13 protein-coding genes are annotated in these 12,714 nt (G+C 64.2%); 5 read left to right on the top strand and 8 right to left on the bottom strand.

Going from position 1 to position 12,714, the window contains the following annotated elements; all coding sequences use genetic code 11:
- Positions 1 to 18: 18 nt before the first annotated feature.
- The 4 genes from JAO75_RS20450 to JAO75_RS20435 form a co-directional block, all read right to left on the bottom strand.
- Complete coding sequence (locus tag JAO75_RS20450) at positions 19 to 480, bottom strand: GFA family protein (RefSeq protein WP_199050993.1); 462 nt, start codon at positions 478 to 480, stop codon at positions 19 to 21.
- Positions 481 to 564: 84 nt separating this feature from the next.
- On the bottom strand, positions 565 to 909 hold the full coding sequence (locus JAO75_RS20445) for a hypothetical protein (protein WP_246742631.1): 345 nt from the start codon (positions 907 to 909) through the stop codon (positions 565 to 567).
- A gap of 939 nt (positions 910 to 1,848) precedes the next feature.
- Positions 1,849 to 3,063, bottom strand: a complete 1,215-nt coding sequence (locus tag JAO75_RS20440) for an NADP-dependent isocitrate dehydrogenase (RefSeq protein WP_036350640.1) — start codon at positions 3,061 to 3,063, stop codon at positions 1,849 to 1,851.
- A gap of 108 nt (positions 3,064 to 3,171) precedes the next feature.
- A complete protein-coding gene (locus JAO75_RS20435; protein WP_199050991.1) occupies positions 3,172 to 3,528 on the bottom strand; it encodes a phospholipase A2 family protein in 357 nt (118 codons plus the stop codon).
- A 279-nt stretch (positions 3,529 to 3,807) separates the two neighbouring features.
- Between JAO75_RS20435 and JAO75_RS20430 the strand changes: the two genes are divergently transcribed.
- From JAO75_RS20430 to rpsD, 5 genes are all read left to right on the top strand, one after another.
- A complete protein-coding gene (locus JAO75_RS20430; RefSeq protein WP_199050990.1) occupies positions 3,808 to 4,095 on the top strand; it encodes a hypothetical protein in 288 nt (95 codons plus the stop codon).
- A 164-nt stretch (positions 4,096 to 4,259) separates the two neighbouring features.
- On the top strand, positions 4,260 to 4,994 hold the full coding sequence (locus JAO75_RS20425) for an RNA methyltransferase (protein WP_199050989.1): 735 nt from the start codon (positions 4,260 to 4,262) through the stop codon (positions 4,992 to 4,994).
- 64 nt (positions 4,995 to 5,058) lie between these two features.
- The gene (locus JAO75_RS20420; protein WP_199050988.1) at positions 5,059 to 6,261 is read left to right on the top strand and encodes an alpha/beta hydrolase family protein; all 1,203 of its coding nucleotides are present in this window, start codon (positions 5,059 to 5,061) and stop codon (positions 6,259 to 6,261) included.
- Positions 6,262 to 6,270: 9 nt separating this feature from the next.
- The gene (murI, locus tag JAO75_RS20415) at positions 6,271 to 7,143 is read left to right on the top strand and encodes a glutamate racemase (RefSeq protein WP_199050987.1); all 873 of its coding nucleotides are present in this window, start codon (positions 6,271 to 6,273) and stop codon (positions 7,141 to 7,143) included.
- A gap of 545 nt (positions 7,144 to 7,688) precedes the next feature.
- Complete coding sequence (gene rpsD / locus JAO75_RS20410) at positions 7,689 to 8,306, top strand: 30S ribosomal protein S4 (RefSeq protein WP_199050986.1); 618 nt, start codon at positions 7,689 to 7,691, stop codon at positions 8,304 to 8,306.
- A 64-nt stretch (positions 8,307 to 8,370) separates the two neighbouring features.
- On the opposite strand, the gene JAO75_RS20405 is transcribed toward rpsD, so the two are convergent.
- From JAO75_RS20405 to purB, 4 genes are all read right to left on the bottom strand, one after another.
- Positions 8,371 to 9,051: a Spy/CpxP family protein refolding chaperone gene (locus tag JAO75_RS20405; RefSeq protein WP_199050985.1), complete on the bottom strand. Its 681-nt coding sequence runs from the start codon at positions 9,049 to 9,051 to the stop codon at positions 8,371 to 8,373.
- A 131-nt stretch (positions 9,052 to 9,182) separates the two neighbouring features.
- Positions 9,183 to 9,734: an RBBP9/YdeN family alpha/beta hydrolase gene (locus JAO75_RS20400; RefSeq protein WP_199050984.1), complete on the bottom strand. Its 552-nt coding sequence runs from the start codon at positions 9,732 to 9,734 to the stop codon at positions 9,183 to 9,185.
- Between the two features lie 31 nt (positions 9,735 to 9,765).
- The gene (locus JAO75_RS20395; RefSeq protein WP_199051019.1) at positions 9,766 to 11,016 is read right to left on the bottom strand and encodes a cyclopropane fatty acid synthase; all 1,251 of its coding nucleotides are present in this window, start codon (positions 11,014 to 11,016) and stop codon (positions 9,766 to 9,768) included.
- Between the two features lie 179 nt (positions 11,017 to 11,195).
- Entirely contained in the window at positions 11,196 to 12,509 is a 1,314-nt protein-coding gene (purB, locus tag JAO75_RS20390; protein WP_199050983.1) for an adenylosuccinate lyase, read from the bottom strand.
- Between the last annotated feature and the right edge of the window lie 205 nt (positions 12,510 to 12,714).

The following is a 12,714-nucleotide window of genomic DNA, read 5'->3' as shown; positions in this document are numbered from 1 at the left end:
GAGAGGCCCGGCATTCCCTCAATCGTGATCCGGATGCTGCCGCGAGGCCATCTTGCGCAGCTCCTCCGGTGAGGCGTCATCCTCCGTCCGCTGGCCGGGGAGGGTGTGCAGCCTCTCGAAGGCGGGCAGCCTGCTCTCGATGCCGTACTGGATCTCCGGCATGATCCGGCCCGGCTCATCGAGGCTGCCGATCGAGACGGTGATGCGGTCCCGCTCCACGTAAGAGAAGGTCAGCGGCGTGCCGCAATCCCGGCAGAAGCCGCGCTCCACGGCCTCCGAGCTCTTGAAGATGCCGGGCTCGCCCCTGGTCCAGACCAGATCGGCGCGCGGCACCCCTGTGAGTGGCGCAAAGTAGCTGCCGAACGCCTTCTGGCACATGCGGCAATGGCAGATGCTGGCATGGGTCGGCTCGGACATGAGCGCATAGCGCACCGCGCCGCACTGGCAGCCGCCGGTCATCACTGGTTTAGGCTCCGGCATGGTCCTCGTCCTCCTTGATCCTACGATGGCGGCGCCCAGGCATACCGGGGCAGGGCGAATTTGTGAGAGCTGGTGTGATGAAGCTCAAGCTGGGGGTGACCAAGCATCCTCTGGCAGGGAAAACCACAGCCCGCCCGGATCCTCGTTCTGCGCGCCATTGGCCAGCCATTCACGGATGACGTTCTCGATGATCTCCTCTGGTCGCGAGCCGTACTGGCGCTGCAAGATCCAAAGGTGTGGTCCGTCAGGCCCGCCGCCGATGACGGGCACCGCGCCGCGGGACAGGAGTTCGGCAATGCAGCGGCGGACATAATCGGTCAAGGCGTCGCCTTCGAGATCGAAGTCAAGACGCCCTGCCGGCACAATCTGCCACATCCCCACAGCATCGAGGGGCAGTTCATTGGCGACCTGCACGATGTAGTCGCTCATCGTATCGCCGAAGCGTTTGTGTCTGGGTTCCTCACTCATTTCTTATGTAACTTCTCTCCATCGCGAATGGATGGGTGATTGCTGCGAATGACATCAATCGTGATGCCGCTATTCCTGCTTCGCCTGATGCCGAAAACGGAACCATCCGGCCGCTGATACCAGAATCCCTCATAAGATCGGGGCGATGGCACTGGCTGTGCATTTGGACTTAGAGCTTCAAGCAGTTCACTGAACTCCGGTCGTGTAACTGTACGTGTTCCTTCTGAAGCTCGCCCATGCCGAGAGCCTAGGAGCTTTCCTGCTGGCCGTAAGATATCATGCAACGGCTTTGTTGCAGGTTCCCTTGCATTCAGCTCCCTCAAACGCGCAGCCGCTTGTTGAGCTTCCGACTGGTTCGCTAGAATGCGTCCTTCGACGCCTTCATAGATGCTGGGTTTAGGTTTCCAAGACGGATCGCGTCTCTGAACCTCTCGAACCAGTGCACGGGCCTGAGCAGCGGTCACGTCCAAGCGTGCTTCTTGCGCTGGTGTGACGGGATACGCTCGACCGCCGATGATCCTGTTTCCGGTCGGGAGACGGCGTGGTTTGAGCTGAGCATATTCCGAGCGAGGACCGCCTCCACCACCTCCATCAGTCCATTGCCCGCCATCGGCATTGCCAGCAGGAACACGCGGCTGGTTCGGATTGTACTGCTTGCGAGCTCTTAAGATGAGCAGCTGTCGCAGCTCCAACTGGGCGACAGCGAATGCATAGCGAGCCTTCAACAAAACACTCTTTGAGTCGGCGGATCGAAACATCCAGAAACAACCTCAGCAAAACATGCCGCATTGTTAGAATGAAACATGGACATTGCCAAGCTTCGCGTTGATGGATGCAGGCAACAAAAAAGCCCGGCACATGGCCGGGCTTTCCGTCTTTCCAGAGCGTGGAAGGCTTCGCTTAAGCCGCCATCGCCTTCTTGAGGTTCTCGTCGATCTTGTCGAGGAAGCCGGTGGTGGAGAGCCACTTCTGCTCGGCGCCGACGAGCAGCGCGAGGTCCTTGGTCATGTAGCCGGACTCGACCGTGTCGATGCAGACCTTCTCGAGGGTCTGGGCGAAGCGGGCCAGTTCCTCGTTGTTGTCGAGCTTGGCGCGGTGCGCGAGGCCGCGGGTCCAGGCGAAGATCGACGCGATGGAGTTCGTCGAGGTCTCCTTGCCCTTCTGGTGCTCGCGGTAGTGGCGGGTCACGGTGCCGTGGGCGGCTTCCGCCTCGACGGTCTGGCCGTCCGGCGTCATCAGCACGGAGGTCATGAGGCCGAGCGAGCCGAAGCCCTGGGCCACCGTGTCGGACTGCACGTCGCCGTCGTAGTTCTTGCACGCCCACACATAGCCGCCCGACCACTTGAGGGCCGAGGCCACCATGTCGTCGATGAGGCGGTGCTCGTAGTGGATGCCGGCGGCGTCGAACTTCGCCTTGAACTCGTTCTGGTAGATCTCCTCGAAGATGTCCTTGAAGCGGCCGTCATAGGCCTTGAGGATCGTGTTCTTCGTGGAGAGATAGACCGGATACTTGCGGTTCAGGCCGTAGTTCAGCGAGGCGCGGGCGAAGTCGCGGATCGACTCGTCCAGGTTGTACATGCCCATGGCGACGCCGGCATCCGGGAACTTGAAGATCTCCTTCTCGATGACCGTGCCGTCCTCGCCCTCGAACTTGATGGTCAGGCGGCCCTTGCCGGGCACCTTGAAGTCGGTGGCCTTGTACTGGTCGCCGAAGGCGTGGCGGCCGACGATGATCGGCTGGGTCCAGCCGGGCACGAGGCGCGGAACGTTCTTGCAGATGATGGGCTCGCGGAAGATCACGCCGCCGAGGATGTTGCGGATCGTGCCGTTGGGCGACTTCCACATTTCCTTCAGGTTGAACTCCTTCACGCGGGCCTCGTCCGGCGTGATGGTCGCGCACTTCACGCCGACGCCGTACTTCTTGATGGCCTCGGCGGCCTCGACCGTGACCTTGTCGTTGGTGGCGTCGCGGTGCTCGACGCCCAGGTCGTAGTACTTCAGGTCGATGTCGAGGTAGGGGTGGATCAGCTTGTCCTTGATGAACTGCCAAATGATGCGGGTCATCTCGTCGCCGTCGAGTTCGACGACCGGATTGGCAACCTTGATCTTCGCCATGATCTCACCTTGCGCTTGATTAGCTGGAACGGCCCTGCCGTCGGGCAGGTGTTGCGGCGGCTATAGCGCGGTTAAGGCCGGCGGGGAAGGTGGGGCGGGCAGGGGAATTCAGCGCTGTCCCGCCCGGCGTGGCATTTTTGGGGTCTCGGTGCAGAGCGTCGCGCTGAAGAGCGAGTTCACGGTGGCGGCCTTGCCGCGCACCGTCTCCGGGATCCTGCGGCTTTTGACGAGGGCGGCGGTGGCCTTGAGAAGGGCTCTGTCGCATTCGCAGGCGCCGCGTCCCGCCCGCTCGTAGCAGAGGTCATGGGCCCGGCAGGCGGAGTCGAGGGCATCGACCGGAGCGGCCCGGTTCAGGTCGCCTGCGCCGCACCAGTTGCCATGGAACAGGGAGGAGGGGGCTCCCGACGCTCCGGCCGCCACGGGCGCCGCCATGGCCGGGCCTGCCGACCAGAGGATCAGGGCCACCACGGCTCCTGCCGCTGAGCCCAGGCCCAGGAGCCTTTGCCCCCACGATCCGACCCGGAATTGTGATGCACTAACGTCATACATGGAGGAAATAAGAGACATCTGTGGGTTCAAGTTCCCGGATGAAGAATATTAGCCACATCGCGTGTGCTGCCGCACGGAAAGCCAAGCTTAACCGTAGTTCAGATCATCCCGTTCCGGCGGCTTCCTCAAGGGCATGAAGCGCAGGCCGAAGCCGAGAGGCTGCCGGAAACATGGTTCAACATGAAGGGAGCTGACATGCGTCTTGCATTTATTCTCGGAGCGACGGCCTTGGTTCTGGCCGGCTGCCAGACGGCCGAACAATCCATGAGCAACGCCGAATCCGTCTGCCGGGAAACCGGGCTGAAGCCCGGCACCGCCACCTACACCCGCTGCGTGAACGCGGGCTACCGGAACAACGTGGCCCAGTCGAACGCCGCCGCCAATCAGGCTGCGGCCGGTGCCGCGGTCGGCGTGGTCGGCGGTGCCGTCCTCGGCGCCGCAGCGGCCCGTCCGCATTACTACTGCGGCTGGGGTTGCTGGTAGGCGCCTTGCCGGAAGACCTTTCCAGAATTGCACGGGCCTCCTCGACGATGTCGGGGAGGCTTTTTGCCTTGTATGAGGTCACTGCATCGGCACGCCTAGGCGCGGAAGTGCCTTTCGCTGTATGGGAGGGCAACTGATCCCGATTGGCTTCTCCCGAACATCCCATGACCCGACCGATCATCATCCTCGTGGAACCGCAGCTGGCCGAAAACATCGGCATGGTGGCCCGGGCCATGGCCAATTTCGGGCTCTCGGAGCTGCGCCTCGTGTCGCCGCGCAACGGCTGGCCCAAGAAGGGCGCGCATTCGGCGGCATCCGGGGCGACCCATGTGCTGGAAGGAGCCACGCTCTACGACACGGTCGGCGAGGCCATTGCCGACCTGAACTTCGTCTTCGCCACCACGGCCCGCGAGCGGGGGCAGATGAAGCGGGTCTTCGCGCCGGACGCCGCCATGAAGGAAGCGCAGGGGCGGCTCGGGGCGGGGCAGGGCATCGGCATCCTGTTCGGGCGGGAGCGCACGGGCCTCGAGAACGACGAGGTCTCGCTGGCCGATGCCATCATCACCTTTCCGGTCGATCCGAGATTCTCCTCGCTCAACCTGGCGCAGGCGGTCCTTCTCGTCTCCTACGAGTGGTACAAGCTCGCCACCGGCGGCGCGCTGCCTTTCGAGGGCGGCAGGATTTCTCCCCCGGCGACGCGGGAGTCGGTGCTGTCGTTCTTCGACTACATCGAGGCCGAGCTCGATGCGGTGAACTTCTATCCCGAGGATAAGAAGCCGATCATGGCGCGCAACATGCGGGACATCTTCCACCGCCTGGAGATGACCGAGCAGGAGGTGCGCACCCTGCGTGGGGCGATTCGTGCCCTTGCGGAAGGACGCAGGTTGAGAAAACCTTAAGCAAATCGTGGCTTTATAACGGTCGGGCTCTATCTGCCCGATTGTACAAGAGTTCGAGACGACGATGCGCCGCTTCCTGCTGCCTGTTCTGGTCCTTGGCGTCTCCCTGGCAGCCCCCTGGGCCCATGCCGCGACCCCGCCGCAGCAGCCCGAGCAGGGGCCGGGCGGGCGCGACTACAAGGTCGCCGAAGTCGTCAAGCGCGCGGTCGGCACCGCAAGCGCCGGAACCTTCGTGTTCCACGGCAGCGATACGCCCGCCAAGCCCCGCCCGATCGTGATCTTTCTCCACTCCTGGGGCGCGGTGAACCCGGCGCTCTATGGCGGCTGGATCGAGCATCTTGCGCGCAAAGGCTACCTCGTCCTCTTCCCCCGCTTCCAGGATGTGAACCGCTCGCGGCCGGCGGACGCCACCAACCTGGCCGAGACCCTCATCGAGAACGCCCTGGCGGAATTGTCCAATGATCCGAACGCCAGGCCGGACAGGGAGCGCGTCGCCCTCATCGGCCATTCGGCGGGCGTGCCGCTCGCGCTCAACCTCGCGGCCGGGGCCGGTTCGGGCAAGGTGCCGACCCCGAAGCTGATCTTCGGCCTGATGCCGGGCGGGATCGCCTCCACCGAGAAGGAACGCGGCATCATGCTACGGGACCTCTCGGCCATCGACCCGCAGACCCTGATCGTCACCATGAGCGGCGACCGGGATTACCTGCCTGCCGACCGCGCCTCGCGGCTGATCCTGCAGCAGGCGAGCGCCGTGCCGGCCAACCGCAAGCTCTTCATGCGCGCGGCCTCCGACGATCACGGCTTCCCGGCGATCACCGCAACGCTCGCCTCGCCTGGCTCGCCGAAGGCCGATTACGATGCCGCCGCCATCAAGCTGCCGCCCGATCCTCCGCGCGACCCGAAGCAGAAGAACACCTGGCGCTGGAGCGCCGACATGGCGCTCTCGGGACCGCAGACCATCCTGACCCAGCAGCTCGGCAACAACGTCACCGACACCCTCGATTATCTCGCTTACTGGAAGACCTTCGATCTCGCCGCCGATGCGGCGTTTTCCGGCAAGGACGCCGCCGCTCTCACGCGCGATCCGAAATTTGTCGACATGGGCACCTGGAGCGACGGCTGGCCCGTGCGGCGCCTCTCGGCGCAGATGCCCAAAGCGGAGGGGCAGGAGAAGAAGGAAGAGCCGGGGCCGCGCCGCAAGCTCAACATGGCGCCTCCCGAAACCAAGCAGGGGCTGTCGGACTTTATCGGCAAGTTGCGTTCGTAAGGGTGTGTCATGCGCGTCGATCTTCTGGCAGGGGCGACCTATAATCCTGCCGTCATGCCGTCTCCTGTCCCCACCATTCTCGTGTTCGATTCCGGCCTCGGCGGCCTCACGGTCTTCTCGGAGGTTTTGAAGGTCCGTCCCGATGCCCGCTACGTTTATGCGGCGGACGATGCGGGTTTTCCCTATGGACGCCTGAGCGAGGTGGTGCTGGCCGAGCGGGTCGTGGCCGTCATGGAGCGACTGGTCGAGCTCCATGATCCCGACCTCGTGGTGGTGGCCTGCAACACGGCGTCCACAATCGTGCTGCCGCATCTGCGCGAGCGCTTCTCCATCCCCTTCGTCGGCACCGTTCCGGCCATCAAGCCTGCCGCTCAGATGACCCGGACAGGCTACGTCACGGTGCTGGCGACCCCCGGCACGGTGGCGCGGGACTATACCCGCGACCTCATCGAGACCTACGCGGCCGGCTGCAAGGTCAACCTCGTGGGCTCCCGCCGTCTCGCGGGCATCGCCGAGGCCGAGATGGCCGGCGAGCCCGTTCCCGATGCCGAAGTCCTCGCCGAGCTGCAGCCCTGCTTCATCGAGGACGAGGGTGGGCGCACCGACGTGGTGGCCCTGGCCTGTACCCATTACCCGCTGTTGCTGCCGCGCTTTCAGGCCCTGGCGCCCTGGCCCGTCACCTGGATCGACCCGGCGCCTGCCATCGCCCGCCGCGTGACCCAGCTGATCGGTCAGCCGGTGCCCGGCCATGAGGCGGACGAGAACGAAACCGTCGCCGTGTTCACCAGCGGCGCCGGGATCAGCCCCGCCCTGCGGGGTGCCTTGCAGGACAAGGGCCTGCCGGTCGTGGCCGTCGAGGACATGCCGCTGGTGTATGGATAAAGGGCAAGATGACGAAAACTGTCAGGATCGACTTATCCGCCGATGAAGCCCTTGTCCTGTTTGAGTTTTTGCGCGGTTTGAGGACGAAGGCGTTTTTCGGTTGCGGAATATCGCTGAGTATATAGCGTTTTCGCGACTTAGCGCGCAGCTAGACAAGTCTTTGGTTGAGCCTTTTCGGTCGAACTATGAGGAGATCTTGAAGCAGGCTCGTAGCCGACTTGCGGAGGGGTACCAAGGAATGGCGCCTGGGGTTGAACTGGATTCGCCCCATCAATGAGGTTGTGACGCCACTCTCGTCGCGCGATCTCGGGTTATGCTGCGCAGCCCCGGGATGACCAGATGCCGATTGACTTTCCTTCGCTTTCCGCCTAAACCCCACCCGTTCGCGCGGTCCTTAACGGGGCCGCGTAACTTTTTACGCTCCCGTGGCCCGGCTTCGGTCGGCCTGTCGTCCTGTCCCTCGAGACGGCCCTTTGGGCCTCCTCGGGAATGACGGGAAGAGGAGGGCGCGTTCCTCGCAAATTCGACAACAAAGAGGAACAGCGATGTCGAAGCGCATTCAGGCCAAGCATAAGCTTGACCGTCGTATGGGTCAGAATATCTGGGGCCGCCCGAAGAGCCCTGTGAACCGCCGCGAATACGGCCCCGGCCAGCACGGCCAGCGCCGCAAGGGCAAGATGTCCGACTTCGGCACGCAGCTGCGCGCCAAGCAGAAGCTCAAGGGCTACTACGCCAACATCACCGAGAAGCAGTTCCGCCGCTACTACGCGGAGGCGATCCGCCAGAAGGGCGACTCCGGTGAGAACCTGGTCGGCCTGCTCGAGCGCCGTCTCGACGCGGTCGTGTACCGCGCGAAGTTCGTCGCGACCCCCTTCGCCGCCCGTCAGTTCGTCAACCATGGTCACGTGAAGGTCAACGGCCGCCGCGTGAACATCCCGAGCTATCTCGTGAAGCCGGGTGACGTGATCGAGGTGAAGGACAAGTCGAAGCAGCTCGAAGTCGTCGTGGTGGCAAGCCAGCTCGCCGAGCGCGACGTTCCGGACTACATCGAGGTCGATCACTCCAAGATGACGGCCCGCGTGACGCGCATCCCGACCCTGTCGGAAGTGCCGTACCCGGTCCAGATGGAACCGAACCTCGTGATCGAGTTCTATTCGCGCTAATCGCTGCGAAAGCTCACTCACAAACGAAAAGGCCGCCCATCGGGCGGCCTTTTTGCTTTTGAGATTACTGCGGCTGAGCCGGGGAGCCTGGGCCGCCGTGGCCCATGTTGCCGCGTCCGCCCATGCGGCCATGGTCCATCCCGCCGCGACCATGATCCATCATTCCCATGCGACCATGCTCCATCATGCCCATGCGGTGGTATCCGCCATGATGGCCCCGACGGCCGCCGCGGTGATGCCAGCGCGGGCTGTCCTCATTGACGGCTTCGCGCATGAGGCGGGGGGCGATCCGCTTCTGGTCCTCGGTGAGCGTATCCCAGAGAGGGCGGAGAGCCGTCGCGACGGTAGCCGAGCGCTGGGCCCGTTCCGTCATCATGCCGCTGCGCCGCTCGAGGCGCTGCATGAAGTCCATGGACCGGCGCTCGTCGCGGTCGGGGCGCTCCTGCATGTTGGTGAAGCGCTCGGTGGCAGCCGTGCGGATGGCGCTCTCCACCGGCGCCCAGAGGCGCTCCTGATCGGCGGTGAGCTTCAGTCCGGCCTTGATCGAGGCGATGCGGGCATCCACGAGGCGGTTGAAATCGTCCTGGCTCAGCCGGGGGCGGCGATCCTGCCGGTCCTGGTCCTGATCCTGGTCTTGCGCCTGCGGAGCGGCCGGCGCCGCCGGGGCGGGCGTCTGCTGGGCCATCGCGTAGGTGCCGGAGCCGGTCAGCAGGGCTGCAAGAGCGAGGGTGGCGACTGTCTTCATGCGGAAATCCTCCGTGGTGACGATAAGGACAAGATTGCTCCCGCCCTGTTCACCCCGAGGTGACCCGGAGGTGAACTTTTCGTCATGTTGAAGAGGTAACCTTCCACCGCGGGAGAGGGTCCCTGCAGGCCTCAAAGCTGCTTCAGGAATCCCGCAAACCGCATGAGCCCCTCGGGCCAGGGGCCGTGGCCGCTCTCCGTGTTGAGGTGGCCAGCATCCCCCGCGTCCACGATGGCCGCGCCCCAGGCATAGGCAATGTCCTCCGCCTTGGCGTAGTCGCAATGCGGGTCGGTGCGGCTCGCGACGAGGACCGAGGGAAACGGGAAGGGATCGCGCGGGATCGGCGCGAAGGCGCGGTCGATGGCCGGGATGAAGTCAGGCCGTTCCACGTCGGGCAGGCTGACCAGGAAGGCGCCCTGGACCTTGCCCCTTGCCAAGACCGGGGCCGCATGCGCGATGGCCAGCACGCCGAGGCTGTGGCCGACCAGCACGACGGGCTTTTCGGCCCGCTTCACGTCCCGGGCGATGCGCTCGACCCAAGCGTCCTTATCGGGCGCGTCCCAGTTCTCCTGCTCGACCCGCCACGCGGTCGAGAGCTGGCGCTCCCATCGGCTCTGCCAATGGTCCGCACCGGAATTCGTGTAGCCTGGAACGATGAGGATGTCGCAATCGGAGGTTTTCATGACCCGGAGATAAAGGGCGCTCGAGCCTCGTTCAAGCGCTCCTCTTCAACTCCATGGTCTCCGCAGCCTTCAGGACTGCTTCGCGCTCCGCGATGTAGTCGCGGGTCAGGGGCACCACGTCGTTGCGCCGGGCGAGCTGGATCTGGAACACCACCGCATCCTGCCAGCGGAAAGCCGATTCCGACATGGCGAGATAGCATTCCCACATCCGGCAGAAGCGTTCGTCATAGAGCCGCAGAACCTCCTCCCGGTGCGCCAGGAAGCGCTCGCGCCAAGCCTGCAGGGTATACGCGTAGTGCAGGCGCAGGATCTCGATGTCGGTCACGATCAGCCCGGCGCGCTCGATGGCGGGCATCATCTCCGACAGCACGGGCAGATGGCCGCCCGGGAAGATGTACTTGGTGATCCACGGATTGGTCGGATAAGGCGTGCCGGAGCGACCGATGGTGTGCAGGAGCATCACCCCGTCCTCCTTCAGGAGGTTGCGGCAGGTCCGGAAATACTCGTCGTAGGAGGGTGGGCCCACATGCTCGAACATGCCCACCGAGACGATGCGGTCGAAGCGGCCGGAGGTGGAGCGGTAATCCTCGAGCTCGAAACGGACCCGGTCGAGCAGGCCCGCTCCCGCGGCCCGCTGGCGCGAGGCCCTCAGCTGCTCCTCCGAGAGCGTGACGCCCCTGACCGAGCCTGCCCCGGCCACCTGCGCCAGATAGAGCCCCATCCCGCCCCATCCCGAGCCGATATCGAGCACGCTATGCCCCCGGTCCACCATCAGCTTGGCCGCGATGTGCCGTTTCTTGGCGAGCTGCGCCTCCTCGAGACCCGCGTCCGGACGATCGAAATAGGCGCAGGAATACTGACGGTCACTGTCGAGGAAGAGGGCGTAGAGCCTGCCGTCGAGATCGTAATGATGGGCGACGTTGCGCTTTGCCCTCGCCACATCGTTCTCGGCCCGGCGCATCATCCAGTGCCGGATCCTGCGCAGGCGCTTTAAGGGCAGCTCGTCTAGTTGCCCGTGGATGTCTTGGAGGAGGAGCTGGAACAGGCCGAGGATCGTGCCCTGCTCGATCACGAGGCGCTCATCGACGAACAATTCGCCGAGCTTCAGTTCCGGATGGAGGCACAGGGCCATCTGGGCCGCCGGATCCGTGAAGCGGATTGAGACCGCCGGGCTGCCGCCATCGCCGAAGGTGAATTCTCTGCCTTCAGCGGTGATCATCTTCAGGGTGCCCCGCTTCACGGCGCGCGTGAAGGCGGCGGCAAGGATCTTCTCTGACAGCATGGTTGCAATCCCCGTGCCGTTGATCTCCTGCACGGGGATTGTCTCTTACTAGGGAAAAATGTCCAGCCGGGAGCTATAGCATCGGACCCAAAAGTGAATTCCACTTTTGGGTCCGATGCTCAATCTCTTAAGCGGCGCATCGTTCGGCGCGGATCCAGCGGGCCGCGCCGAACGATGCGCTAGGCTTTGCCGGCGCCGAAGACCCGCGTGAAGATCGTATCCACATGCTTGAAGTGGTAGCCGAGGTCGAAACAGGTCTCGATCTCGTCCGCCGACAGGTACTTCGTCACGTCGGCATCGTTCTTGAGCAGGGTCAGGAAGTCGCCTTCGCCGCGCCAGACCGGCATGGCGTTGCGCTGGACCAGCCGGTAGGCGTCCTCGCGGGAGGCGCCCTTCTGGGTGAGCGCCAGAAGAACCCGCTGCGAGTGAACGAGGCCGCCGAGGCGGTCCAGATTCTTCTGCATGTTCTCAGGATAGACCACGAGCTTGTCGATTACGTTGGTCAGACGGGCCAGAGCGAAGTCCAGGGTCACGGTGGCGTCGGGGCCGATCATGCGCTCCACAGAGGAGTGGGATATGTCCCGCTCGTGCCACAGCGCCACGTTCTCCATGGCCGGCATCGCATAGGCGCGCACCATGCGGGCGAGGCCCGTCAGGTTCTCGGTGAGCACCGGGTTGCGCTTGTGCGGCATGGCGGACGAGCCCTTCTGGCCGGCCGAGAAGAACTCCTCGGCCTCCAGAACCTCGCTCCTCTGCAGGTGGCGCACTTCCGTGGCCAGCCGCTCGATGGAGGAGGCGATGACGCCGAGCGTCGCGAAATACATCGCGTGCCGGTCGCGGGGGATCACCTGGGTCGAGACCGGCTCGACTGACAGGCCCATCTGCTCGGCCACGTATTCCTCGACGGAGGGGTCGATGTTGGCGAAGGTGCCGACCGCGCCGGAAATGGCGCAGGTGGAGATCTCCCGCTGCGCCTCGATGAGCCGAAGCTTGCAGCGCTCGAACTCGGCATAGGCCTGGGCGAGCTTGAGGCCGAACGTGGTGGGCTCCGCGTGGATGCCGTGCGAGCGGCCGATGGTCGGCGTCATCTTGTGCTCGAGGGCCCGGCGCTTGATGGCAGCGAGGAGCTCGTCCATGTCGCGCAGCAGGATGTCGGTGGCGCGGGCAAGCTGCACGTTGAACGTGGTGTCGAGCACGTCCGAGGAGGTCATGCCCTGGTGGACGAACCGGGCCTCGGGGCCGACGATCTCGGAGAGATGCGTCAGGAACGCGATGACGTCGTGCTTGACCTCGCGCTCGATGGCGTCGATCCGCTCCACGTCGAAGGTGGCCTTGGAGCCCTTCTCCCAGACCTTTTCCGCCGCTTCCTTGGGCACGACGCCGAGATTGGCGAGCGCCGTCGTGGCGTGGGCCTCGATCTCGAACCAGATGCGGAACTTGGTTTCCGGCGACCAGATGGCCACCATCTCGGGACGGCTGTAACGAGGGACCACTAGACTTCTCCTTAATGCGGGACGCGACGTTCACCGAAATCCTTGGAAACGTTGGGTTTGACCGCATTCAACGGTTGGGCCGGAACGTCCAGATAACGATGTGGATGCCTTTCGTGTGATGGCTATTTGATGACTGTCATGGTGACAAGGGATTTGCATCCTCAGCGTATGGATGTCTGATCCCGAAAATTCCCGTAACCGTCTG

The sequence above is a fragment of the Microvirga splendida genome (assembly GCF_016427565.1).
In the GTDB taxonomy this organism is placed as follows: Bacteria; Pseudomonadota; Alphaproteobacteria; order Rhizobiales; family Beijerinckiaceae; genus Microvirga; species Microvirga splendida.
The sequence above is the reverse complement of the archived record's forward strand: the minus strand, read 5'-3'. Positions and strand labels throughout refer to the sequence as shown.